General features: G+C 68.2%; 18 protein-coding genes. 15 read left to right on the top strand and 3 right to left on the bottom strand.

All coding sequences use genetic code 11. The features are described from left to right. Window position 1: 1 nt before the first annotated feature. From FZ983_RS18445 to FZ983_RS18425, 5 genes are read left to right on the top strand one after another with little or no spacing between them, the layout of a single operon-like run. Window positions 2-1,477: an acyl-CoA reductase gene (locus tag FZ983_RS18445; RefSeq protein WP_247883816.1), complete on the top strand. Its 1,476-nt coding sequence runs from the start codon at window positions 2-4 to the stop codon at window positions 1,475-1,477. Continuing rightward, entirely contained in the window at window positions 1,467-2,249 is a 783-nt protein-coding gene (locus FZ983_RS18440) for an ABC transporter ATP-binding protein (RefSeq protein ID WP_149224981.1), read from the top strand. The genes FZ983_RS18445 and FZ983_RS18440 overlap by 11 nt, the downstream gene beginning before the upstream one ends. Further along, a complete protein-coding gene (locus FZ983_RS18435; RefSeq protein ID WP_149224980.1) occupies window positions 2,246-2,995 on the top strand; it encodes an ABC transporter permease in 750 nt (249 codons plus the stop codon). The genes FZ983_RS18440 and FZ983_RS18435 overlap by 4 nt, the downstream gene beginning before the upstream one ends. A gap of 7 nt (window positions 2,996-3,002) precedes the next feature. Then, window positions 3,003-4,001 carry an ABC transporter substrate-binding protein gene (locus FZ983_RS18430; protein WP_149224979.1) on the top strand — a complete coding sequence of 333 codons (999 nt, stop codon included), beginning with the start codon at window positions 3,003-3,005 and terminating at the stop codon, window positions 3,999-4,001. Window positions 4,002-4,011: 10 nt separating this feature from the next. Beyond that, a complete protein-coding gene (locus FZ983_RS18425; RefSeq protein ID WP_149224978.1) occupies window positions 4,012-4,785 on the top strand; it encodes a 3-oxoacyl-ACP reductase in 774 nt (257 codons plus the stop codon). Between the two features lie 46 nt (window positions 4,786-4,831). On the opposite strand, the gene FZ983_RS18420 is transcribed toward FZ983_RS18425, so the two are convergent. Further along, window positions 4,832-6,325, bottom strand: coding sequence for a M20/M25/M40 family metallo-hydrolase (locus tag FZ983_RS18420; protein WP_211102942.1), 1,494 nt, complete (start codon window positions 6,323-6,325; stop codon window positions 4,832-4,834). A 299-nt stretch (window positions 6,326-6,624) separates the two neighbouring features. Here FZ983_RS18420 and FZ983_RS18415 point away from each other — a divergent pair, with 299 nt between their 5' ends. The 8 genes from FZ983_RS18415 to FZ983_RS18380 all read left to right on the top strand — a co-directional run bounded on the left by FZ983_RS18415 (window position 6,625) and on the right by FZ983_RS18380 (window position 17,679). Then, window positions 6,625-8,019 carry an extracellular solute-binding protein gene (locus FZ983_RS18415; protein WP_247883815.1) on the top strand — a complete coding sequence of 465 codons (1,395 nt, stop codon included), beginning with the start codon at window positions 6,625-6,627 and terminating at the stop codon, window positions 8,017-8,019. Continuing rightward, window positions 8,016-10,481 carry an ATP-binding protein gene (locus tag FZ983_RS18410; protein WP_149224976.1) on the top strand — a complete coding sequence of 822 codons (2,466 nt, stop codon included), beginning with the start codon at window positions 8,016-8,018 and terminating at the stop codon, window positions 10,479-10,481. Before FZ983_RS18415 ends, FZ983_RS18410 begins: the two co-directional genes overlap by 4 nt. Before the next feature lie 21 nt (window positions 10,482-10,502). Further along, window positions 10,503-11,849, top strand: coding sequence for a sigma-54 dependent transcriptional regulator (locus FZ983_RS18405; protein ID WP_149224975.1), 1,347 nt, complete (start codon window positions 10,503-10,505; stop codon window positions 11,847-11,849). 316 nt (window positions 11,850-12,165) lie between these two features. Beyond that, window positions 12,166-13,521, top strand: coding sequence for an extracellular solute-binding protein (locus tag FZ983_RS18400; RefSeq protein WP_149224974.1), 1,356 nt, complete (start codon window positions 12,166-12,168; stop codon window positions 13,519-13,521). Between the two features lie 74 nt (window positions 13,522-13,595). After that, window positions 13,596-15,308, top strand: a complete 1,713-nt coding sequence (locus FZ983_RS18395; RefSeq protein WP_149224973.1) for an iron ABC transporter permease — start codon at window positions 13,596-13,598, stop codon at window positions 15,306-15,308. Between the two features lie 14 nt (window positions 15,309-15,322). Further along, complete coding sequence (locus tag FZ983_RS18390; protein WP_149224972.1) at window positions 15,323-16,453, top strand: ABC transporter ATP-binding protein; 1,131 nt, start codon at window positions 15,323-15,325, stop codon at window positions 16,451-16,453. A 12-nt stretch (window positions 16,454-16,465) separates the two neighbouring features. After that, the gene (gph, locus tag FZ983_RS18385; RefSeq protein WP_188092399.1) at window positions 16,466-17,158 is read left to right on the top strand and encodes a phosphoglycolate phosphatase; all 693 of its coding nucleotides are present in this window, start codon (window positions 16,466-16,468) and stop codon (window positions 17,156-17,158) included. After that, the gene (locus FZ983_RS18380; RefSeq protein WP_149224970.1) at window positions 17,152-17,679 is read left to right on the top strand and encodes a histidine phosphatase family protein; all 528 of its coding nucleotides are present in this window, start codon (window positions 17,152-17,154) and stop codon (window positions 17,677-17,679) included. Before gph ends, FZ983_RS18380 begins: the two co-directional genes overlap by 7 nt. 36 nt (window positions 17,680-17,715) lie before the next feature. Here the strand turns inward: FZ983_RS18380 and FZ983_RS18375 are convergent, their stop codons facing one another. Together FZ983_RS18375 and FZ983_RS18370 are read right to left on the bottom strand one after the other, a co-directional pair. Next, entirely contained in the window at window positions 17,716-19,122 is a 1,407-nt protein-coding gene (locus tag FZ983_RS18375; RefSeq protein ID WP_149224969.1) for an L-serine ammonia-lyase, read from the bottom strand. Between the two features lie 145 nt (window positions 19,123-19,267). Next, window positions 19,268-20,542: a serine/threonine transporter gene (locus FZ983_RS18370; RefSeq protein WP_149224968.1), complete on the bottom strand. Its 1,275-nt coding sequence runs from the start codon at window positions 20,540-20,542 to the stop codon at window positions 19,268-19,270. Window positions 20,543-21,008: 466 nt separating this feature from the next. On the opposite strand from FZ983_RS18370, the gene FZ983_RS18360 reads away from it, so the two are divergent. Beyond that, window positions 21,009-22,703: a sensor histidine kinase gene (locus FZ983_RS18360; RefSeq protein WP_149224967.1), complete on the top strand. Its 1,695-nt coding sequence runs from the start codon at window positions 21,009-21,011 to the stop codon at window positions 22,701-22,703. Next, window positions 22,700-23,419 carry a two-component system response regulator BtsR gene (btsR, locus tag FZ983_RS18355; protein ID WP_149224966.1) on the top strand — a complete coding sequence of 240 codons (720 nt, stop codon included), beginning with the start codon at window positions 22,700-22,702 and terminating at the stop codon, window positions 23,417-23,419. The genes FZ983_RS18360 and btsR overlap by 4 nt, the downstream gene beginning before the upstream one ends. Window positions 23,420-23,425 lie beyond the last annotated feature (6 nt).

The following is a 23,425-nucleotide window of genomic DNA, read 5'->3' as shown; positions in this document are numbered from 1 at the left end:
CTTGGCCTTCGGCGACGATCCGTCCGTCATTGAACTGGCCGGCCATCTGCCTGGCCTGCCGCCGGATACGGTGGAGCGGCGCGTGCTGACCTTCGGGTCGGGCGCTGCGGCGCTGCGCGTGGCGGTGCCGGTGCTGGACGCCGAACAGGTGGAGCGGGTCGCCGCGACGGTGCGGGCGGCGGCGCGCGGCTATCTGAAGACGCTGCCGACGGCGCATATCGTGGCGGTGATCGACGCCGCGATCCAACGGCTGCTCGACCGCGAGGACCCATGGCGCCGCAAGGCGGAGCGGCTGCTGCCCGTCGTCACCGGCTACGATCCCGAGATGGTGCGGCTGGGGCTGACCGGCTACCTGAAGACCTTCCGCGCCCACGAGCTGCGCCGCTTCCTGGCCGAAGATTTCGCCAACCCGCTGGTGCTGGACGAGTTCCAGCCGGCGCCCAAGGGCGGCTTCACCCGCGCCTTCGGCCCCGATTTGCTGCTGCATGTCTGGGCGGGCAATGTGCCGGGGCTGCCCCTGTGGAGCCTGATCTCCGGCCTGCTGGTGAAGTCCGGGACGGTCGGCAAGCTGCCCAGCGCCGAGCCGCTGTTCGCGGGCTGGTTCGCGCAATTGCTGGCGGAGATCGACCCCAGGCTGGGCGAGTGTCTGGCCGTGGTGTGGTGGAAGGGCGGCGATGCGGCGGCGGAGCGGGCATGGCTGGCCCAGGCCGACACGGTGGTCGCCTATGGCGGCAACGCGGCGCTGGCGGCGATCCGCGACCGGGTGCCGGTGACCACCCGCTTCCTGCCCTACGGCCACAAGATCAGCTTTGCGCTGGTGTCGCGCGCCGCGCTGGACCCGCGTCGGTCGGGGGAGACGGCGCGGCTGGCCGCCCACGACATCGCCCGCTACGACCAGCAGGGCTGCTATTCGCCGCAGACCCTGTTCGTCGAGCGCGGCGGCCGGCTGTCGCCACAGGACTTCGCCGCCATGCTCGCCCATGAACTGGCGGTGCAGGCCCGCAAGCACCCGCGCCGTGTCCTGTCGATGGCGGAGGCCGGGGAGGTTGCCGGCTGGCGCGACGGGCAGGCGATGCGCGGCCTGGACGGGTCCGGCCATCTGCTGCTGTCGGACCCGGCGGGCGGCTGGTGCGTGTCCTGCATCGACGCGCCGGACGGGTTGGCGCCGACCGCGCTGAACCGGACGATTTCCGTGGTCGCGGTGGACGATCTGGCGGAGGTGGCGGGCCGCGTCGCCCCGCACCGTGCCGTGCTGCAGACCGCCGGCATCGCCGCGCCGCCGGAGGAGTTGTTCAGGCTGGCCGGGCCGCTTGGGGCGGCTGGGGTGACGCGGCTCTGCGCGCTCGGCAGCATGACCGCGCCGGAGGCGGGCTGGCACCATGACGGCCGGTTCAACCTGCTGGATCTGGTGACGGTGACGGAGATCGAACGGTCGGCGGAAGCGCTGGCGGAGGGGCTGGCCCGCTATGCCGACTGACCCGCCGGCCTTCCTGTCTTTCGAGAACGTGCGCTTCGATTACAGCGGTGCCGCCATCGTCGACGGTGTCGACTGGGCGGTCGGCCGCGGCGCCATCCACTGCCTGCTGGGGCGCAGCGGCTGCGGCAAGACCACGCTGCTGAAGCTGGCCGCCGGGCTGTTCACCCCCGCCACCGGGCGGGTGCGGCTGGACGGCGCGGCGGTGTGCGGGCCGGGCGATGCGGTGGGTTTCGTCTTCCAGGCGCCGACGCTGCTGGAATGGCTGACGGTGCTCGACAATGTGCTGCTGCCGGTGACGCTGCACCGCCGCGCCACCGCCGACGACCGCGCCCGCGCGCTCGACCTGCTGGAACTGGTCGGGCTGGCGGGGTTGGCGGACCGCGGACCGAGGGCGCTGTCGGGCGGCCAGCAGAGCCGGGTGGCGCTGGCCCGCGCGCTGATCGCCGATCCGGCGCTGCTCCTGCTCGACGAGCCCTTCGCCGCGCTGGACGCCCTGACGCGCGAGGAGTTGCAGGAGGATCTGCTGCGGCTGTGTGCGCAGCGTGGCACCACCGCGCTGTTCGTCACCCACGACATCGCCGAGGCGGTCTATCTGGGCGATCGCGTGGCGGTGATGGCGGATGGGCAGCTTCGCCACAGCCTTTCCATCGACCTGCCGCGCCCGCGCCCGCGCGATTTGCGCTACGACCCGCGATTCAACGCGCTGTGCCGTGAGCTTCGCCATGCCATGGACGGCGCGACCGGGTTGCGGCGGGCGGAGGCGGCGGAATGACGACCCGCATCGCCGCGATCCTGCTGCCGCTGCTGCTCCTGGCGGGGTGGGAGGGCTATTGCCGCTGGTCGGGGATTCCGGCGCTGGTGCTGCCGCCGCCCTCCGCCGTGGGGGCGGCGCTGTGGAGCGGTCTGGCGAGCGGGCGGCTTCTGCCGCATCTGGCGGTGACCGCGGCGGAGATGGCGCTGGGGCTCGGTATCGGCTGTCTCGTCGGCTTCGTCGCCGGGGTGGCGCTGGCGGAGGTCGCGGGACTGCGCCGCCTGCTCTACCCCTACGTCATCGCCAGCCAGGTGGTGCCGAAGCTGGCGCTGGCGCCGCTGTTCATCCTGTGGTTCGGCTTCGGCATGACCTCCACCGTCGCCATCACCGCGCTGATCTGCTTCTTCCCGCTGCTGGAGAACACGCTGACGGGCCTCGACCGCGTCGATCCGGCCAAGCGGGAGCTGTTCCGCATGCTGCGCGCCGGGCGCTGGCGCACCCTGACGCGGCTGAAGATCCCTTCGGGCCTGCCGGTGATCCTGGCCGGGCTGCGGGTGGCGGTGGTGCTGGCACTGGTTGGTGCCGTGGTGGGGGAGTTCATCGGCGGGCGCCAGGGGCTGGGCGCCTCGATCATCGCGGCGCAGGGGATGATGGACACCCCGCTGATGTTCGCTCTGTTCGCGGTCATCACCGCGCTGGGCATGCTGGTGTATCAGGCCACGCTGCTGATCGAGCGGTGGCTGTTGTCTCGACAGGCGAAAGGATAGCAGGGAAATGGGTCTGTATTCTCGTGCGGCGGGAGCGACCGCCCTTGTCGGGGCGCTGCTGCTGGGCGGCATGTCCGGCGCTTTCGCCCAGGCTTTGGACAAGGTGACGGTGGCGGGCTGGAGCCAGCCGATCAGCGAGATCACCAACCTGCTGGCCGAACCCGACAAGGGCTTCTTCAAGGCCAAGGGCATCGCGCTCGACTATGTGCCCGGCACCGGCGGCGGGTCGGCGATCCAGACCATGCTGACGGGCAAGGCTGACATCGCCTTCACCGATCCTGCTGCCCTCTATCTGGCGCTGGACAAGGGCGAGAAGCTGGTCGCCATCTACAACATCTACCCGCAGAACGTCTTCAACGTGGTGTCGCCCAAGGCCAACGGTATCGTCAAGCCCGCCGACCTGAAGGGCAAGCGCGTCGGCGTCTACAGCCTGTCGAGCGGCACCCGCCAGAATCTGGCCGTCCTGCTGCATCAGGTCGGCTTGAGCGAGAAGGACGTGACCATCGAGGTCACCGGGCTCTTGAACTTCGCCCCGGTGATCCAGGGGCAAGTGGACGCCACGGCGGCGACCGACACCGGCCTCTACGTCGCGCGGCTGAAGGGGCTGCCCGAGGTGACTGTGATCGAGGTGCGCGACAGCCTGAACCTGCCGAGCGACATCTTCGTCGTGACCGAGGAGACCTACCGCAACAAGAAGCCGCTGCTCACCCGCTTCCTCGCCGCCTATCGCGACAGCGCCGCCTGGATGATCGCCAATCCGGAGGAAGCGGCCCGCATCGCCGTCACCCGCGCCATCAACGGGTCGGACGAGGCGGTCAACCTGGGCATCATCAAGCTGCGCAACGCCTCCAGCGTCTCGGAGACGACGGAGCGTGAGGGGCTGGGCGCCTTCGATCCCGGCGTGATGCAGAAGGGCGCCGACACCTTTCACCAGCTGGGGCTGATCGCCCGCCCGCTCGACATGGGTGCGGTGGTGCGCACCGACCTGATCCCACCCAAGCAGTAACGGGACCGTCATGGATTTCCAGGGCAAGGCCATCCTCGTCACCGGCGCCGGGCGCGGCATCGGCGCCGCCATCGCCCGCGCCTTCGCCGCCGAAGGGGCCATGGTGGTGGTCAACTACCTGCGCAACCAGCAGGCGGCGGAAGCGGTGGCGGCGAAGTGCCGGGCGCTGGGCGGCGACGGGCTGCCGCTGCGCGCCGACGTGACCGACGCGGCGGCGGTCGCCGGGATGGTGGAGACGGTGGTGGCGGAGTTCGGCGGGTTGGACGTCGTCGTCAACAACGCCTTCGCGCCCTATGTCTTCGACCCCGACCGGCGGCGGCTGTTCTGGGAAACCGAGTGGGACGATTACCAGACCCAGATCGACGGGGCGCTGAAAAGCACCCACGCCGTCTGCCGGGCGGTGCTGCCGGCACTGCGGCGCCGGGGCGGGGGCAGCATCGTCAACATGGCAACCGACCTCGTGGCGCGGCCGACCGTGCCCTACCACGACTACACCACCGCCAAGGCGGCGTTGATCGGCTTCAGCCGCACCCTGGCGGCGGAACTGGGACCGTTCGGCATCCGCGTCAACTGCGTGGCGCCGGGTCTGGTCTATCCCACCGATGCCAGCCGGTCGACCCCGGAACCGGTGAAGGACCGCATCACCGCCCTGACGCCGCTGGGCCGCATCGCGGCGCCGAAGGATGTCGCCGGGCCGGTGCTGTTCCTCGCCTCCGACTGGAGCCGCTTCGTGACCGGCCAGACGCTGACGGTGGATGGCGGGCTGGTGATGGGCGGTCTCTGAGCCCCCGCACCCGCCCGCCGTCACCGGAACCGGCGCCGGTCCAGCCTCAGAACGGCTGCTGGAGAACTCCGATCAGCCCCTTCACGCCCGATACGAAATTGCCGATGCGCAGGTTTTCGTCGAAGCTGTGTTGGTTGTTGTCGGCATTCACCAGGGGCACGATGACGAAGGGCACCTTCAGCGCCTCGACCGCCGAACCGGTGGGCACCGTGCCGCCCATCATGCGGATGCGCACCGGCTCTTCGCCGTAGGTCGCCTTGTAGGAGCGGTACAGCCACTCGCCGACCGGCGATTGCATATCGGTCCGCGCCGCGGAGCTGGAGGCGGAGACCTTCTCCGAATCCAGGGAGGCGAGCTTGTCGTGCTTCGCCCGCTCCTCGTCCGTCGGGGTGCCCTGGACCAGATGATAGCCCTGCGCCTCGATGTGCTTCTTCAGCATGCCGATCAGCTGTTCCGGCGGGGTTTCCGGAACCGTGCGCAGGTCGAGTTCGGCCACGGCGGCTTCCGGGATGATCGTGCGGGCCTTGGCGCCCACGTCGGCGGCGGCGATGCCGCGGATGTTGAGCGACGGGTACTGCAGCGCCTCCTGGTAGTTCTTGCCGACCTTCTCGGCCTCGGCGATGCCCAGGCGCTTGCGCAGCGCGGCCTCGTCGTCGGGGACGGCGGCCATGATCTTCTCCGCGGCGGCGTCGATCTTCACGGAGTCGTAGTAGCCGGGAATGGTCACGCGCCCGGTTTCGTCCTTCATGGACGCCAGCAGCTGCGCCAGCCGCATCGCCGGGTTGGCCGCGTAGTTGCCGAAATGGCCGCTGTGCAGGCCCTGCTTGGCACCGAAGACGGTCAGGGTCGCCTGGGCGATGCCGCGGTTGCCGAAGACCAGCGTCGGCCTGTTGCTCTGGTGCATGGGGCCGTCCAGCACCAGCAGCGCGTCGCTCTTCAGCAGGTCGGCGTTCTGCCGGATGACCTCGCCCAGGGTCGGCGATCCTTTTTCCTCTTCGGAATCCAGGATGACCTTGACGTTGACGCTGGGCGTCTTGCCCGTGCCTTTCAGGGCGTCGATGGCCGTCAGCAGCATCATGATCGGCCCCTTGTCGTCCGACGACGAGCGCGCGAACAACCGCCAGTCCGGATCGACCTGCTCGCCGTAGAGCTTCTCCAGCGGGATCGTTTCCCACTCGCCCTTGTCGGTCTTCTGCTTCAGCGTCGCGTCCCAGGGGCTTTTCTGCTTCCACTGCTGCGGCGTGACCGACTGGCCGTCCAGATGCGCGTAGAACAGGATGGTCTTCTTGGCGGGATCGGCGCCGGGCAGTTCCGCATACAGCATCGGCTTGCCGTCGTTCGGCAGCTGGCGCGTCTGGAAGCCCCGCTTCTGGAACGCCTGCTCCAGCCAAGCGACGTTCTTCTGAATGTCAGCGGGAACAACAGCGTCGTTGGGAAGCGCCAGAAGCTCGACGAATTCCTTGTAATTCGCAGACGAGTGCTTCGCCGCGAGCGTATCCGTGGACGGCGAGGCCGCGCCGGCCTGCATCGGCAAGGTCATGCAGGCGCCGAAAATAAGCACCTGCTTGAGCGAAATTTTCCCTTTACCCGACATTTCTTCCCTCTCACAGTCTTGTGATGCGACGTGTACGAATGAATTGCGGACAACGTCAAGTTTGATTGACGTTTTCACAGGTCAGGGCTGTGCGTAGCGCGCAACACGCTGGGGCTGGGAAGACCGATGCCGTGGCGGCTATCAAAAGGGTCCGGTCCCGTGCAAGCTGTCCGCCGGATCGGGAACCGACCGGTCGCCGGAGCGGGGTATAGGGTGGCGTGAAGGCGGGTGATGATGGAAGCGGCATGAAACGGAATTCGCGCAGCGGTGGGCGGTGGGTGCCGGCGCTGATGGCCGTCTGCCTGCTGCTGCCGGACTCGGCGGCGGCAGGGGCGGGCAAGCTGCCGCAACCGGCGGAAACGGTCACCGTCATGACGTCCTTTCCCGCCGGCTTCTACGAGCCGGTGCGGGAAGCGTTCGAACAGGCCCATCCCGACCGGCGCCTCCGGGTGATCAACGCCAAGACGACGGCGGCAATCACCCAGCTGCAGGACCGGGTGGAGGACGTCGACCTCTTCTGGGCGTCCGCCCCCGACGCCTTCGAGGTGTTGAAGGGCGCCGGGCTGCTGGCGCCGGTCGCCGCGCGCCCGACCGGCGCCCCGGCGACCGTCGGCAACCAGCCGATCGACGATCCGGACGGCACCTATCTCGGCTTCGCGTTGTCGGGCTATGGGCTGATCTGGGACCAGTCCTATCTCGACCGGCACGGGATCGCCGCCCCGCGAAGCTGGGAGGATCTGCGCAAGCCCGCCTATGTCCGCCATCTCGGCATCACGGCGCCGTCGCGCTCCGGCACCATGCATCTGATGGTGGAAACCGTTCTGCAACTCCATGGCTGGGAGCGGGGGTGGGCCATGTGGCTGGAAATCGCCGGCAACATCGCGACGGTGACGGCGCGCAGTTATGGCGTGGTGGAGGGCGTCGGAAAGGGGCGTTTCGGCATCGGGCTGGCGATCGACTTCCTGGGCCAGGGAGCCGGCCAGGCATCGGACGGAGAGGACTTGCGCTTCGCCTATCCCGCCGACAGCGTGTTCCTGCCGGCCAGCGTGGCGGTGTTGCGCAGCGCGCCCAATCCGGCGGGAGCGGGCGTCTTCATCGATTTCCTGCTGTCGCCCACCGGGCAGGCGCTGATGCTGCGGCCGGACATCGGGCGGCTCCCGGTCCGTCCCGACGCCTACGCCGCCGCGCCCGCCGGCTATCCCAACCCCTATGCCCGGGAAACCGGCGACGACCTCTTCCTCTTCGACCGGGCCTTGTCCAGCCGCCGCTACGAGTTGGTCAACCTCCTGTTCGACGAGCTGATCACCTTCCGCGTGAAGACGCTCAACCGTGTCTGGCAGTTGATCCACGAGGGCGAGAACCGTCTGGCGGCCACGCCCGATCCGGTGGCCCGCGACCTGTTGCGCACGGCCCGCGCGGCGGCCACCGCAGTTCCGGTCGGCGCTGTCGAGGCCGTCGATCCCGCTTTCTCCGCGGCGTTGCGGCGGCCGGCCCGCGGCATGCGGGTCTCGGCAAGGCAGGAGGAACTGGCGGCGGAGTGGCGGAACTTCTCCACGGCACAGCTCGATGCGGCGCTGTCGGCGGCCGAACGGGCGCTGGTGATCCTGCGGGTGGCAGCCGGCGAAGGGGGCTGGCAATGAGCGCGCTGGCGCAACCGTCCGTATCGGGCAGCGGGCGGGAATTGGTGCGCTTCGGCATCCGCGCCCGGCTGTTCCTCGCCTTCGTCGCGGTGGCGGTTCTGTCGGTGGCGGCCTGTGTGCTCGGCTGGCTGTCCTACGACCGGCTGGGCGGCACGCTGGACGAGTTCGCGGAAAGCCACCTGCCGGCCCTGGGGCTCGCCGCCAAGCTGGCGGAGGAGGGCGGCGCCATCATCGCCACCGCCCCCATCCTGGCCGGTAGCCGGACCGAGGCCGAGATGGACGCGATCCGCGACACGCTGGGCCGCCGCCTGACCACCTTGCGGGCGCTGACCGGCGCCATCGAAGGCGGCGTTCCCGGCCTGCGCCCGGTGGTGGATGCGCTCGGCCGCAATCTGGCGGAGCTGGACGGCACGGTGCGCCAGCGGTTGGCGCTGGCCCGCCGCAACCAGGAGGCCATCGAGCGGCTGCGCTGGCTGCACGCCGACTTCCTCGACGAGATCGACCCGCTTGTCGCCGACGCCCGCTTCAACATCCAAAGCGCGCTGTCCTCCGTCGAAAGTGGAAAGGCATCGGCCGATGCGGTCCGCATCCTGAGGGAGGAAAACCGGCGAAGCGAAGCGGTGCTGCAGATCGGTGCCAACGGCAACCTTGCGGTCGGGCTGATCGCGCGGGCGGCGACGCTGGCCACGCCCGAGATGCTCGACGACAACGCCGGCTTCCTCGACGAGACCGCCGACCGTCTGCAGCGGGACCTCACGGCGCTGGCCGATTGGCCTGACGGCGTGTCGCTCGGGCAGGTGGTGGCCCAGCTTCTCGGGCTCGCGCGCGGGGCCGACGGCAGCGTGCCGAAGTTGCGCCGCGAGGAGCTTGAAACCGCCGCGCGCGGACAGGTCCTGCTGGCCGAGAACCGCGACATCGTGGCCCGGCTGAACGGGCTGATCTCCCGGCAGGTCCAGGCGGTCGAGCGCGATTCCCGCGCCGCCGCCGCGCGCTCCGCCCAGGCGGTCGCGTTCGGCCGCTCCGCCCTGCTGGCAAGCGCGGTGGTCAGCCTGCTGGTGGCGGTGCTGGTGGCGTGGCTCTACGTCAACCGCAACCTGATTTCCCGCCTGACCCGGCTGGGCGATGCGGCCCGCGCCATCGCCGCCGGGGACCTGAAGGCCGAGATCCCGCTGGGCGGTCGTGACGAGCTGTCGGACATGGCGGCGGCACTGCTGGTCTTCCGCGATACCGCCATCGCGGTGGAGGAGGCGAATGCGCAGGCGATCATCGACAACGCCCAGGCCGGGCTGGCGATCACCGACGCGCAGGGAGTGATCGAGTTCGTCAACCCGCTCGCCGCCGCGCTGATCGCACCGCCCGATGGGGTAGGCAATGGAGAGGGCGCCGCTGCGCGTCTCGCCGATCGCCTGGATGCCGAGGGTGCCGGCCGCGTCGCGGCGTTCTTCGCCCAGGTGTCCGCCGGGGCAGAGGGCGTCGTGCCCACCCTGTCCATCCTGGCCACCGGGCGCCGTCCGGACGGCGGTGCGGTGCCGGTGCAGGTCGGCGTCCGCCCATTTTGGCGGCGCCAGCAGCAGCGATTCATCGTCACCCTGACCGACATGACCGAACGGCTGGAGGCCCAGCACCTTCTGGAGCGCACGGTGCGGGAGCGCACCACCGACCTGCAGGCCACCAACGACCGGCTGGAGCGCGCCATCGCCGAGCACCAGCGCACCGAACGGGAGCTGCGAGAAGCCCAGGCGGAGCTGGTGCAGGCCGGCAAGCTGGCGGCGCTCGGCCAGCTGGCGGCCGGCGTCGGGCACGAGCTGAACCAGCCGCTCGCCGCAATCCGCTCCTACGCCCACAACGGCCGCAAGCTGATCGGGCTGGGCCGGGTGGAGGAGGCGGGCGCCAATTTGGGCAAGATCGCCGACCTGACGGCCCGCATGGCGAACATCACCAACCACCTGAAGCGCTTCGCCCGGCGCCCGGACGCCCGTCTGGGCGCGGTGGAGTTGGAGGCGGTGATCCAGGGCGCCTTGTCCCTGTTCGGCAACCGCCTGCGCGAGGAGGCGGTCGCGGTGGAGCTGCAGCTGTCCGACGCCGCTGCGCCGCTGCGGGTCCGTGCCGAGGAGGTGCGGCTGGAGCAGGTTTTGGTCAACCTGTTGAGCAACGCGCTGGACGCCGTGGCCGGCAGGCCGGTCCGCCGCATCCTGATCCGTGCCGAGGCCGTGGAGAAAGGGGAGGGGGAGGAGGGCGATGCCGTCCGCATCGAGGTGCGCGACAGCGGCCCCGGCATCGCCGCCGATCCGGTCGAGCAGATCTTCGATCCCTTCTTCACCACCAAACCGGTGGGGACGGGGTTGGGGCTCGGCCTGTCGATCTCGTACAACATCGTCCGCGACTTCGGCGGCGTGCTGTCGGTGGCCGAAAGCGGCCCCGGCGGAACCGCCTTCGTCCTCACCCTGACCCGCCTCCCTTGAGATGCCGATGAAGGCCCGCCCATGACCGTCCTGCTGATTGACGACGATCCCGAAGTGCTCGACTCCAGCCGCCAGACGCTGGAACTGGAGGGCTTCTCGGTCCAGGCCGTGACGGATCCGGCGGCGGCTCTGGTCCGGCTCGGATCCTCCTGGCCCGGCGTGGTGGTGACCGATGTGCGCATGCCGGGGATGGATGGGTTCGCCCTGCTGGAACTGGTGCGCGCCGCCGACGCGGAGGTGCCGGTGGTGCTGGTCACCGGGCATGGCGACATCGCCATGGCGATGCGGGCGGTCCGCGAAGGCGCCTACGACTTCATCGAGAAACCGGCCGAACCCGACCATCTGGTCGAGGTGGTGCGGCGTGCGCTGGACCATCGCGGGCTGGTTCTGGAAAACCGGCGCCTGCGGGCGCAGTTGGCCGAGGGCGGTGCGGAGGGGCGGATCATCGGCCGTTCCCCGGCCGTCGAGCGCCTGCGCGCCACCGTCGCGAACCTCGCCGACGCCGAGGTCGACGTGCTGCTGTTCGGCGAGACCGGCACGGGCAAGGAACTGGTCGCCCGCAGCCTGCACGAGGGCGGCCGGCGCCGCGCCGGCAATTTCGTGGCGCTGAACTGCGGCGCCATGCCCGACAGCATCATCGAGAGCGAGCTGTTCGGCCACGAGCCGGGCGCCTTCACCGGGGCGCAAGGACGGCGCATCGGCAAGCTGGAACATGCGGCCGCCGGCACCCTGTTCCTCGACGAGATCGAAAGCATGCCGATGCATCTGCAGGTCAAGCTGCTGCGCGTGCTGCAGGAACGGGTGATCGAGCGCATCGGCGCCAACCGGACGATCCCGCTGGATCTGCGGGTGGTGGCGGCGACCAAGGTGGACCTGCTGCGGCTGGCGGCGGAGGGGAAGTTCCGCGAGGATCTCTATTACCGCCTCAACGTCGTCACCGTGCCGCTGCCCCCGTTGCGGGAGCGGCGCGAGGACGTGGCGCTGCTGTTCCGCCATTTCCTGGATGCCGCCGCTGCCCGGTCGCGCCGGACGGTGCCGCCGCTCGACCCCGCCATGCTGGCCCGGCTGGCCGCCCATGGCTGGCCCGGCAACGTTCGCGAATTGCGCAACGTCGCCGAACGGGTGGCGCTGGGGCTGGGCGACGGCCTCGCGCCCGTCGGCGCCTCCGTCCCCATGGCCGGGACGGCGGAGATCGAGCCGCTGGCCGACCAACTCGACCGCGTCGAGAAGCAGCTGATCGAGGACGCGCTGGCCCGCTGCGGCGGCCGCGTCGGCGAAACGGCGGAGCGGCTGGGGATCACCCGCAAGACCCTGTACCTGAAGATGCGCCACCACGGCCTGAACCGCGACGATTTTACGGAGGAGTGACGAAGCGCTTTTCGGTTACCGAAGAGCCCCTCTCCCCTTGTGGGAGAGGGGTTGGGGTGAGGGGGCAAACCTCTCCGCTTTCGGCGGATCCCCCTCATCCCGCCCCGCAAGGGGAGAAGGGCTTCTCATGCCGTCAAGCCACTGTCTTTTAGGGGCTGAGCAGCGGGAATGTTCCCTGCGTTACCCGCATATGCCGGGCGATGTTCCCGTCCTGACCCATCGATGTCGCGCAAAGCCGGACGGTTCAGGGTCCCGCCGTCTGGCATGCCGATTGCTGATACCCACAGCATAAAACATAGAGGGAGGGACAACACCCATGCTTCGCACCACGCGCACCCTGCGCAATGCCGCCGCCGCCCTGGCCGTCCTGCTTCTTTCCGGCACCACCGCCTTCGCGCAGGATGCCAGCGGAAAGCTGGTCATCGTCACCTCCTTCCCGAAGGACATGACGACCGCCTTCCAGCAGGCCTACCAGAAGGCCAACCCCAAGGTCACGGTCGAGATCCTGAACCGCAACACCAATGCGGGCGTCAAGTATCTCCAGGAAACCGCGTCCAACAACGGCGTCGACCTGTTCTGGGCCTCGGCCCCCGACGCCTTCGAGGTGCTGAAGGGCGCCGGGCTGCTGCAGCCCTACAAGCCCAAGGTGGAGGGCATCCCGGCCAAGGTCGGGGCCTATCCGGTCAACGATCCCGAGGGGATGTACGCCGGCTTCGCCGCGTCCGGCTACGGCATCATGTGGAACAGCCGCTACATGAAGGCCAACGACCTGCCGGTCCCCAAGGAATGGGCCGACCTGACCAAGCCGGTCTATTTCGATCACGTCGCGATCTCCGCCCCGTCGCGCTCCGGCACGACGCACCTGACCATCGAAACGATCCTCCAGGGCGAGGGATGGGAAAAGGGCTGGCGCACCAACAAGGAGATGGCCGGCAATTACCGCACCATCACCGAACGCAGCTTCGGCGTGCCGGACGGGGTGAATTCGGGCGCCTTCGGCGTCGGCATCGTCATCGATTTCTTTGCGTTGTCGTCGCAGGCATCGGGCTTCCCGGTGGAGTTCGCCTATCCCACCATCACCACCATCGTCCCGGCCAATGTCGGCGTCGTGAAGAACGCGCCCAACAAGGCCGCTGCCGAGGGCTTCGTCGATTTCCTGCTGTCGCCGAAGGGACAGGAGGTCCTGCTGGAGCCGGCGATCCGCCGCCTGCCGGTCAACCCGGTCACCTACGAGAAGGCGCCCGCCGGCTATCCCAACCCGTTCAAGGACAGCTCGCTGGGCTCCCAGGTGAACTTCGACGTCAATGTCTCGCAGGCCCGCTACAACGTGGTGGACGCGCTGTTCGACCAGCTCATCACCTTCCAGCTCGATGACCTCAAGGCGGCGACGCAGGCCATTTACAAGGCCGAGGCGGCGCTCGCCAAGAAGCCGAACGACAAGGCAAAGGCCCTGCTGGCCGAAGCGCGCGACCTCGTCGCCGCCATGCCGGTGACGGCGGAGCAGGCCGCCGACCCGCAGCTGGCCGGCGCCTTCACGGTAGAACGCAAGTCGGCCAAGGACACGGTGCCGGAACGCCAGGCGCAGGTCGAACAGAAGTGGGCCGCCTTCGCCAAGGAGAACTACGCCGCCGCCCGCAAGAAGGCCGACGAGGCGCTGGCTCTGGCGCGCTGACGCGCCGGCGCTTCGTGCATGGGGGACGCGCCGGTCGCGTCCCCTCCTGACCTCCCCAGTTCACGGGCCTTTCCATGACGTCACTTGCGCTCACGCGCGACCGCATCGCGCGCGTGCGGCCGGGGCCGGCGCTGGCCGCGCTGCTGATCGCCGCCTTCCTGCTGCTGTTCCTGGTCGTTCCGGTGGTCCAGGTCATCTTCGTCGCCTTCCAGGACAAGACGACGGGGGCCTTCACCCTGGTGAATTTCGCCGATTTCTTCGGCAACGACCTGTTCATGCGGTCCTTCGCCAATTCCTTCTACGTCTCGGCGATGTCGGTGGTGGTGGCGAGCCTGCTGGCCCTGCCGCTGGCCTATCTGACCACGCGCTTCGAATTCCGCGGCTCCGTGCTGATCCAGAGCCTCGGCATCATCCCGCTGATCATGCCGCCCTTCATCGGCGCCGTGGCGATGCAGCTGCTGTTCGGGCGCAACGGGTCCGTGAACCTGCTGCTGCGCGACCATTTCGGCTTCTCGATCCCCTTCATGGAGGGGCTGAACGGCGTCATCTTCGTCCAGAGCATCCATTATTTCCCCTTCATCCTGATCAACCTGTCGGCCAGCCTGAAGAACATCGACCGGGCGATGGAGGAGTCGGCGCAGAATCTCGGTTGCCACGGCTTCCGCCTGTTCCGCCGCATCGTCTTCCCGCTGGCGATGCCGGGCTATGTCGCCGGGGCCTCGCTGGTCTTCATCAAGGTGTTCGACGACCTCGGCACGCCGCTGCTGCTGAACGTCAACGACATGCTGGCGCCGCAGGCCTACCTGCGCATCTCCTCGATCGGCATTTCCGATCCGATGGGCTACGTCATCTCCGTCGTGCTGATCTCCTGCTCGCTGCTGGCGCTCTGGGTGTCGGCACTGGCGATGCGCGGCAAGGACTACGCCACGGTGCAGCGCGGCGGCGGCGGTCTGGCCAAGCGGCGCCTGAAGCCGCTGGAGATGGTGGCGGCCTATGGCATCGTGCTGCTGATCCTGGTGCTGGTGCTGGCGCCGCATGTCGGGCTGGGCCTGCTGTCCTTCGCCACCATCTGGTCCTTCAGCCCGGTTCCCGACGCCTTCACGCTGAAGCATTACCAAACCGTCTTCACCGAGAGCGGGCAGTACATCACCAACACGCTGCTCTACGCCTCGCTGGCGGCGCTGCTGGACGTGGTGATCGGCACCGCCATCGCCTATCTGGTCCTGCGAACCAAGCTGCCGGGCCGTCAATGGCTGGATTACATCGCGATGGCGGCGCTGGCGGTGCCGGGCGTCGTTCTGGGCATCGGCTATCTGCGTAGCTTCTACGGCGTGCCGATGCCCTTCACCGGTCAGCCGCTGTCGAACTTCTGGCTTATCCTGGTCTTCGCGCTGGCGATCCGCCGGCTGCCCTATGCCCTGCGTGCCTGTACCGCGGCCCTGCAGCAGGTCAGCTCCTCGTTGGAGGAGGCGGCCGAGAATCTCGGCGCCACCAAGCTGCGCACGGTCAGTCGCATCGTCGTGCCGCTGATGTCCGGCGGCATCCTGGCCGGCTTCGTCACCAGCTTCGCCACCGCGGCGGTCGAGCTGTCGGCGACCATCATGCTGGTCCATTCGCAAAGCGACGCGCCGCTGGCCTACGGCCTCTACGTCTACATGCAGTCGGCGGCCGGACGCGGCCCGGGGGCGGCGCTGGGCATCTTCGCCGTCATCATCGTGGGCCTGGGCACCTACCTGTCGCACGTCGTCATCGAGCGCGGCCGCCGCGAACGCGGTCAGGACCAGTGAGGGAAACCATCGTCATGAACCACCAGTTTTCTCCGGCCGCGCTCGCCGCCCAGATCGAGAGCGTCGGCGTCGACATCGAGGGCGTGAACCTGTCCTACGGCACCAACCACGTGCTGAAGGACGTGAACCTCGCCATCAAGCCGGGCGAGTTCTTCGCCTTCCTCGGCCCGTCGGGCTGCGGCAAGACCACGCTGCTGCGGCTGATCGCCGGCTTCAACACGGCACAGCGCGGCGAAGTCCGCATCGGTGGGCGCGACATCTCCACCCTGCCGCCGCACCGGCGCGATGTCGGCATGGTGTTCCAGAGCTACGCCCTGTGGCCGCACATGACCGTGCGCCGCAACGTCGCCTTCGGGCTGGAGGAGCGGCGCGTGCCCCGCGCCGAGATCGAGCGGCGGGTGGACGCCGCCCTCGATCTGGTCGGGCTGAAGCATCTGGCCGACCGCCGGCCCTCGCAGCTGTCGGGCGGCCAGCAGCAGCGCGTGGCGCTGGCCCGCACCGTCGTGATCGAGCCGAAGATCCTGCTGCTCGACGAGCCGCTGTCGAACCTCGACGCCAAGCTGCGGGTGCAGATGCGCCAGGAACTGCTGAGCCTGCAGCGCAAGCTCGGCCTGACCACCATCTTCGTCACCCACGACCAGGAGGAGGCCAACACCATCTGCGACCGCATCGCGGTGATGGACGATGGCAAGGTGCAGCAGGTCGGCACCCCGCAGGACCTTTACGACCATCCCGCCAACCTGTTCGTCGCCGGCTTCCTCGGCACTGCCAACGTGCTGGACGGCGAGGTGCGAAGCGACGGCGCTGCCGGCAGCGTCTTCGTCGGCAATGGCATAACGCCGGTGGCGCTGCCGCCGCAGGAGGCGGGTGGTGCCGGGGCGGGAACTGGGGGCAAGCTGATGTTCCGTCCGCAGAACCTCGCCATCCGGGCCGACGGCGGACCGCCGGCTCCCGGCCATGCCCGGCTGACCGGCGTCATCCGGCACCGGGAGTTCCTCGGCGCCTCCATTCGCTATGCGGTGGATGTCGGCGGGCAGCTGGTGCAGGTGGACGCGCCGCATCAGGCGGGCGATGCTCTGCTCTCGCCGGATGCTCCGATCATCCTCGACCTCGCGGCCGACAAGGCCCGCTTCCTCCGCCAGTAAGGTGCCGTGACCGTGACCAACCCCGCCGATAGCCTCGCCCGCCGCCCCATCCGTGCGGTTGCCTTCGACCTGGACGGCACGCTGGTGGACAGCGTCGCCGACCTGATGCATGCCTCCAACGCCCTGCTCGCCGAGCTGGGACGCCCGCCGGTCGATCTGCCGTCGGTGCGCTCCTTCGTCGGTGACGGAGCGCCCAAGCTGGTGGAGCGCGTGCTGGCCGCCACCGGCGGCGTTCCGGCTCCGGACGAGGCGGCCCGCTGCGTCGAACGCTTCCTGGAAATCTACGAGGCCGACCCCAGCGCCCACAGCGCGCTCTATCCCGGCGTCGCCGATACGCTGGCGGCGCTGGCGGCGGCCGGCCTCATGCTCGGCGTCTGCACCAACAAGCCGATGGCGGCGACCCTGCGGCTGCTCGATGATCTGGGCATCGCCGACCGCTTCGCCGCGGTGGTCGGCGGCGACAGCTATCCGACCCGCAAGCCGTCGCCGGAGCCGTTGCTGGGCCTGCTGTCCCGTCTGGAGGTTCGGCCGGAGGAGGCCGTCTTCGTCGGCGACAACGAGCACGACGTGGCCGCTGCCCGTGCGGCCGGTGTCGCGCGGGTGCTGGTGGTGCCCTACGGCTATGCCCGGGTGCCGCTCGCCGGCCTGCCGCATGACGGCGTCCTCGACGGGTTCGCCGATCTGGTGAAGCGACTGTCATGCTGAACACGGTGATCTTCTGCCGCCATGGCGAAACGGAGAGCAACCTCGGCGGCTGGCTTGCCGGCTCGCGCGATGTGTCGCTGACCGATCGGGGCCGGGCGCAGGCGCAGGAGGCCGCCGCGGCGCTGGTCGCCGGGCGGCAGCAGGTCGCGGCGGTCTACAGCAGTCCGCAACGCCGGGCGCTTGAGACGGCGGCCATTCTGGCCGAGGCGCTGGCGCTTCCGGTCGTCCCGGTCGCCGGTCTGGAGGAGCGCCGCTGGGGCGATCTGGAGGGCGGGGCCATTCCCGCCGACCTGTTGCGCGAGGAGGTGCCGAATGGGGAAAGTCTGTCCGCATTCGGTGCCCGCGTCTCCGCGGCGCTGGACGGCTTGCCGGTCCCCGCGGACGGCCGCCCTCCGCTGATCGTCGCGCATGCCGGCACCTGGCCGGTGCTCTGCCGATGGTTGGGCGTGGAGTCCGCGCTGCTGTGGCCTCCGAACGCGTCGCCGGTCACCCTGACGCGACAGGGCGCACGCGTCGGGTGACGCGGCGCCCTTTGTAAAGGAGGATCCTGGGCGGCGTCAGGCCGCCCAATTGATGCCGTCTGTGTCCTGCGTCTGCGGGGAGGTCTGTGCGATCACCTTGACCGCCAGACCGCCGCAGGAGGTTTCGCGGTATTTCGGATCCATGTCCTTGCCGGTCTCGAACATCGTCTCGATGACCTTGTCGAGCGACACCAGCGGTTCGCTGGTGCGGTGCAGGGCCATGCGCGTCGCGTTGATCGCCTTCATGGCGCCCATGGCGTTGCGTTCGATGCAGGGAATCTGTACCTGCCCGCCGACCGGATCGCAGGTCAGGCCGAGATTGTGCTCCATCGCGATCTCGGCGGCGATGCACACCTGTTCGGGGCTGCCGCCCATCAGGTCGGCCAAGCCGCCGGCGGCCATCGAGCAGGCGACGCCGACCTCGCCCTGGCAGCCGACCTCGGCGCCGGAGATGGAGGCGTTCCGCTTGTAGAGCGCGCCGATGGCGGCCGACGCCAGGAAGAAGCGGACGCAGGCGTCCTCGTCCACCGGCTTGATGAAATTGTGGTAGTAGGCGAGCACCGCCGGGACGATGCCGCAGGCGCCGTTGGTCGGCGCGGTGACGACGCGGCCGCCCGCCGCGTTTTCCTCGTTCACCGCGAAGGCGAACATGTTGACCCAATCGACCACGTTCATCGGATCGCGCGACAGCGCTTCCGACGAGGCGAGCTGGCGGCGCAGGATGGCGGCCCGGCGGGGGACCCGCATCGGTCCTGGCAGCACGCCCTCGGTCGTCATGCCGCGGTCCATGCAGGCGCGCATCGTCTGCCAGATGTTGGCGAAATAGTCGCGGATTTCCTGATGGCTGTGCAGGCGCAGCTCGTTCTGGAGGATCAGGCCGGAGAAGGACAGGCCGGTCTTCCGGCAATGGGCCAGCAGCTCGGCGGCGGAGGCGTAAGCGTAGGGAAGCTCCACCTCCTCGCCGCTCTGCTTGCCGAAATTCTCGTCCTCGACGACGAAGCCGCCGCCGATCGAATAATAGGTCTTGCCCAGCAGCAGCCGGTCGCCGTCGAAGGCCTGGATCGTCATGCCGTTCTCGTGCCGGGGCAGGTTGGACCGGTGGAAGGTGATGGCGGTCGGCGGGAAGTCGATTGGCTTGCCCTCCTGTCCCAGCGGCAGGCTGTGCGAATTGCGCACCTGCTGCAGGAAGGCGGGGATCGTGTCGATGGCAACCGTGTCCGGCAGGTTCCCGGCGAGGCCGAGCATGAGGGCGACGTCGGTGTGGTGGCCCTTGCCGGTCAGCGCCAGCGAACCGTAGATGTCCACCGCGACGCGGGATGTGGCATCGAACCCGCCGCAGGAGCGCAGGGCGTCCACGAACTGCTTGGCCGCCCTCATCGGTCCCACCGTGTGCGAACTGGAGGGGCCGATACCGACCTTGTAGAGGTCGAACATGCTGATCATGGCGTGCTTCCTTCCTGTGGACGGCCCCGGAAACCTGTGGGGAGATGCCTGGCCGGGTCTTCTCTTCGTCGCTTCAGGCGGCACCCGTCGCGGTGGACGGGGCCGCCTTGAGCGGAAACGATGGGCAGGGGAGAGAGTGGGATCGTCAGAGGCTGAGCAGGGAGTAGAGGATGGCGGACATCGCGACGCTGCCGATGAACAAGACCACCACGTTGCCCGGCTGGCCGGCGTATTTGCGCATGGCCGGTACTTTACGGATCGCGTACATCGGCATGATGAAGAGCAGGGCGGCGATGATGGGACCGCAGAGGGATTCGATCATGCCGAGGATGCTGGGGTTGAGCGTGGCGGCGATCCAGACGGCGGCGACCATGAACAGGGCGCTGAAGCTGTTGATCGCCTTGAGGTTGACGGGCTTGCCCTGGCTGCGAAGCTGCTGGGAGATCAGCCCGTTCAGGCCTTCGCGGGCGCCGAGATAGTGGCCGAAGAAGGACTTGGTGATCGCCACGAACGCCACGGCCGGGGTCAGGAGGGCCATCAGCGGGTTGTCGAACTTGTTGCCGAGATAGGACAGGATGGAGATGTTCTGGGCCTTCGCGTCGGCCAGTTCCTGCGGGGTCAGGCTGAAGACGCAGCTGAAGACGAAGAACATGACGACCAGGACCATCATGACGACCGCATACTTCTCGATGCGGGTGGTCTGCGATTCAGCCTCTTCGCCATACTGGTTCTGCTGGGCGACGACGAAGCGGGAGATGGCCGGGGAGTGGTTGAAGGAGAACACCAGGGCCGGGATGCTGAGCCACAGGGTCAGGCTGAACTGGCTGGCGGTCGGGGTCTGGCTGAGGATCGCACCGTTCCAGTCGGGGGCGAGGTACAGGCCGATGCCCATCAGGACCAGCACGAAGGGATAGACGAGCCAGCTCATGACCCGCACGACCATCTGCTCGCCCAGCTTGATGACGGCCATCAACCCGAGGATCAGGCCCAGCGACAGCAGGATGCGCGGCGGCGGCGCCATGCCCAGCTGATGCACCATGAAGCTCTGGACCGTGTTGGTCAGGCCGACGCCGTAGATCAGCAGGATCGGCAGGATGGTGAAGAAGTACAGCAGGGTGATGAGCTTGCCCGCCGTGGCGCCGAAGTGCTCGGTCACCACTTCGGTGATGTCGCTGCCCGGTTTGGACGAGGACAGGATGAAGCGGCAGAGGCCCCGGTGGGCCAGATAGGTCATCGGGAAGGCGATGACCGCCATGACCGCCAGCGGCCAGAAACCGCCGAGCCCGGCGTTGATGGGAAGAAAAAGCGTGCCTGCGCCAATAGCCGTTCCGAAGAGCCCAAGCATCCACATGGTGTCATGCTTGGTCCACGGCAGTGGAGGATTGCCAAGCCTCGTGGATTCCGTTGAGATGCTGACCATTTTATGCCTCCAGCATGCCTTTGATCGTGGATGTTCAGGCCATCACGGAAAGGCTGCGCTTTGTTGACCTGGAGGAAGCCTAGCAACACCCCGCCGGCAATTCCTGACCGAACTCGGGAGCGGTGGAATAGCGAAATGAGCGGCGGAATGGAAAAATGAGCGGAGGCGGTAGGGGGCGAGCGCATAGCCCCATGCCGGCGGAGTCCCCTCTCCCCCCCGGGGAGAGGGTTAGGGTGAGGGGGTGACGTGGCGAGGATTCTCGGGAGGGCACGCAGTGCATCCCCCTCACCCCGACCCTCTCCCCGGGGGGGAGAGGGGGATCTGGGGTGCGTGAAACTGCTCCGCCGCTTCGCACTGGCCTTTCGGCCGGGGATCATTCACACCATGCGCCTCAGCCCAGCACATGCCGTTGCCCATCTGCGCGGATCGGACGGTCCGGACGCGCGGGTGCAGGGAGCCTCAACCGATGCAAATCAATCTCGTGGACCTCTCTCTGGTCCTTCTCCAGCAGATGTGCGTCTATCTGGTGGTGGCCTATCTCCTCAGCCGGACGAAGTTCTTCATTCCGCTGACGCATGTGACGATCCGGCCGCCGCACAAGCTGGCCTGCTACGTCATCTTCTCGCTGTTCTGCATGATGGGGGCCATCCTCGGCATGCCGGTGGTCCATGCCATCGCCAACACGCCGGCGATCGGCGCGGTGCTCGGCGGGCTTCTCGGCGGGCCGGTGGTCGGCGTCGCGGTGGGAATCACCGGGGGGCTGTACCGCTATTCGCTGGGCGGATCCTTCGCGCTCGCGGCCGCCCTCGGCATCGTCGCGCAGGGCTTGCTGGGCGGCCTGATGCACCGCCACCTGATCAGGAAAGGCAAGGTGCGCACCCTGTTCGATCCCGTCAAGGCCGGCGCGCTGACCTTCGTCGGGGTGGTGCTGGAACTGCTGATCGATCTGGCGGTGGCGAGGCCCTTCGGCGAGACGCTGGAGATCGTGCTGCTGATCGCGGTGCCGGAACTGATCGCCAATACGCTGGGTGCGGCGATGTTCATCGGCATACTGCTCGACCGCCGGGCGCTGATCGAGCGGCAGTCCAGCCTGTTCTCCGCCAAGGCGCTGGCCATCGCCGCGCGGGCCGACGGCGTCCTGCGCCGGGGCTTCAACCAGGAAAACAGCATGACGGTCGCCCGGATCATCTATGAGGAGACCGGGGTGGGCGCCGTCGCCATCACCGACCGCGAGAAGATCCTTGCCTTCATCGGCATCGGCGATGACCATCACCTGCCCGGCACGCGGATTTCCTCGGCGAGCACGTTGGACGCCATCGCCAACAACGAAGTCATCTATGCCGACGGCAACGAGGTGGCCTACCAGTGTTCGATCAGCCCGACCTGTCCGCTGGGGGCGTCGCTGGTCATCCCGCTGGTCGGCGAGGACAGCCACGTCATCGGCACGATCAAGCTGTACGAGCCCAAGACCAAGCTGTTCTCCACCATCAACCGCACGCTCGGCGAGGGCATCGCCAAGCTGCTGTCGAGCCAGATCCTCGCCGGCCGCTACGAGCAGCAGAAGGCGATGCTGGCGCAGGCGGAGATCAAGCTTCTGCACGCCCAGGTGAACCCGCATTTCCTGTTCAACGCGCTGAACACCATCGCCGCCGTCACCTGCGACGATCCGGAAAAGGCCCGCGACCTGATCGGCGACCTGTCCACCTTCTTCCGCATGAATCTGAAGCGCCCGAGCCAGATCGCCCCGCTGGCCGAGGAAATCGAGCATGTGAACGCCTATCTGCAGATCGAACTCGCGCGCTTTTCCGACAGCCTGTCGGTGGACATCGACATCCCCGACAGCCTGGGCCGGGTGCGGCTGCCGGCCTTCACGCTCCAGCCGGTGGTGGAGAATTCGATCAAGCACGGCACGTCGCAGTTGCTCCGCCCCGGCCATGTTTCCATAAAGGCCCGGCAGGAGGGCGAAGTTCTCGTCGTTGATGTCGAAGACAATGCCGGGCTTTACGAGCCGAAACCGACAGGTCAGGGGCTCGGCATGAGTCTGGTCGACCGCCGCATCAAGAACTGTTTCGGTCCTTCATACGGTGTTACCGTTGCGTCCGAGCGGGACGTCTTCACCCGCATCACGATCCGGGTTCCTCTGGAGGCCGCTTCCAAATGATCAACGTGCTCATCGTCGATGACGAACCGCTGGCCCGCAAGGAACTTCGCCGCGTTCTCTCGAAGACCGACGACATCAACGTCATCGGGGAATGCAGCAACGCCATCGACGCCGTCGGCGTGATCAATCGGGAAAAGCCGGACGTGGTCTTCCTGGATATCCAGATGCCGCGGGTGAGCGGCATCGAAATGCTGAGCATGCTCGACCATGAAAAGATGCCGCACATCGTCTTCCTGACGGCATACGACGAGTTTGCGGTGCAAGCGTTCGAGCAGCATGCCTTCGATTACCTGCTAAAGCCGGTCAACCAGGCCCGTCTCGACAAGACGCTGCAGCGCCTTCGCCGCGACCGCGAACCGCAGAAGATCGACCAGCTTCCGGGCGCCAACCAGCTCCGCCAGATTCCCTGCTTCGGGCAGCACCATGTGCAGCTGGTGCGCATGGAGGATGTCGAGCATGTGGCGTCCGGCGTCAGCGGCGTCTATGTGGTCTCCACCGACGGCACCGAACGACCGACGGAACTCCCCCTCCACATCCTGCAGGACCGCACGCCGCTTCTGCGCTGCCACCGTCAATATCTGGTCAACACCGACTGCATCGAGAAGATCAACTTCCTGGAAAACGGCCTTGCGGAGATCAGCACGAAACGCGGGCAGGTCATTCCCGTAAGCCGGCGCTTCTTCCCGCAGATCAAGGAGCGGCTCGGGATCCTGTGACGGCCA

The sequence above is a fragment of the Azospirillum sp. B21 genome, assembly GCF_008364825.1.
Lineage (GTDB): Bacteria > Pseudomonadota > Alphaproteobacteria > Azospirillales > Azospirillaceae > Azospirillum.
The sequence above is the reverse complement of the archived record's forward strand: the minus strand, read 5'-3'. Positions and strand labels throughout refer to the sequence as shown.

What these genes read in the sequence shown, in the direction of transcription:
- FZ983_RS18395 (WP_149224973.1), top strand. Translation starts at nt 13,596, where the DNA reads ATGACGTCACTTGCGCTCACGCGCGACCGCATCGCGCGCGTGCGGCCG.
- FZ983_RS18400 (WP_149224974.1), top strand. Translation starts at nt 12,166, where the DNA reads ATGCTTCGCACCACGCGCACCCTGCGCAATGCCGCCGCCGCCCTGGCC.
- FZ983_RS18390 (WP_149224972.1), top strand. Translation starts at nt 15,323, where the DNA reads ATGAACCACCAGTTTTCTCCGGCCGCGCTCGCCGCCCAGATCGAGAGC.
- FZ983_RS18380 (WP_149224970.1), top strand. Translation starts at nt 17,152, where the DNA reads ATGCTGAACACGGTGATCTTCTGCCGCCATGGCGAAACGGAGAGCAAC.
- FZ983_RS18440 (WP_149224981.1), top strand. Translation starts at nt 1,467, where the DNA reads ATGCCGACTGACCCGCCGGCCTTCCTGTCTTTCGAGAACGTGCGCTTC.
- FZ983_RS18430 (WP_149224979.1), top strand. Translation starts at nt 3,003, where the DNA reads ATGGGTCTGTATTCTCGTGCGGCGGGAGCGACCGCCCTTGTCGGGGCG.
- btsR (WP_149224966.1), top strand. Translation starts at nt 22,700, where the DNA reads ATGATCAACGTGCTCATCGTCGATGACGAACCGCTGGCCCGCAAGGAA.
- FZ983_RS18410 (WP_149224976.1), top strand. Translation starts at nt 8,016, where the DNA reads ATGAGCGCGCTGGCGCAACCGTCCGTATCGGGCAGCGGGCGGGAATTG.
- FZ983_RS18415 (WP_247883815.1), top strand. Translation starts at nt 6,625, where the DNA reads ATGAAACGGAATTCGCGCAGCGGTGGGCGGTGGGTGCCGGCGCTGATG.
- FZ983_RS18360 (WP_149224967.1), top strand. Translation starts at nt 21,009, where the DNA reads ATGCAAATCAATCTCGTGGACCTCTCTCTGGTCCTTCTCCAGCAGATG.
- FZ983_RS18435 (WP_149224980.1), top strand. Translation starts at nt 2,246, where the DNA reads ATGACGACCCGCATCGCCGCGATCCTGCTGCCGCTGCTGCTCCTGGCG.
- FZ983_RS18420 (WP_211102942.1), bottom strand. Translation starts at nt 6,325, where the DNA reads ATGACCTTGCCGATGCAGGCCGGCGCGGCCTCGCCGTCCACGGATACG.
- FZ983_RS18405 (WP_149224975.1), top strand. Translation starts at nt 10,503, where the DNA reads ATGACCGTCCTGCTGATTGACGACGATCCCGAAGTGCTCGACTCCAGC.
- FZ983_RS18425 (WP_149224978.1), top strand. Translation starts at nt 4,012, where the DNA reads ATGGATTTCCAGGGCAAGGCCATCCTCGTCACCGGCGCCGGGCGCGGC.
- FZ983_RS18375 (WP_149224969.1), bottom strand. Translation starts at nt 19,122, where the DNA reads ATGATCAGCATGTTCGACCTCTACAAGGTCGGTATCGGCCCCTCCAGT.
- FZ983_RS18370 (WP_149224968.1), bottom strand. Translation starts at nt 20,542, where the DNA reads ATGGTCAGCATCTCAACGGAATCCACGAGGCTTGGCAATCCTCCACTG.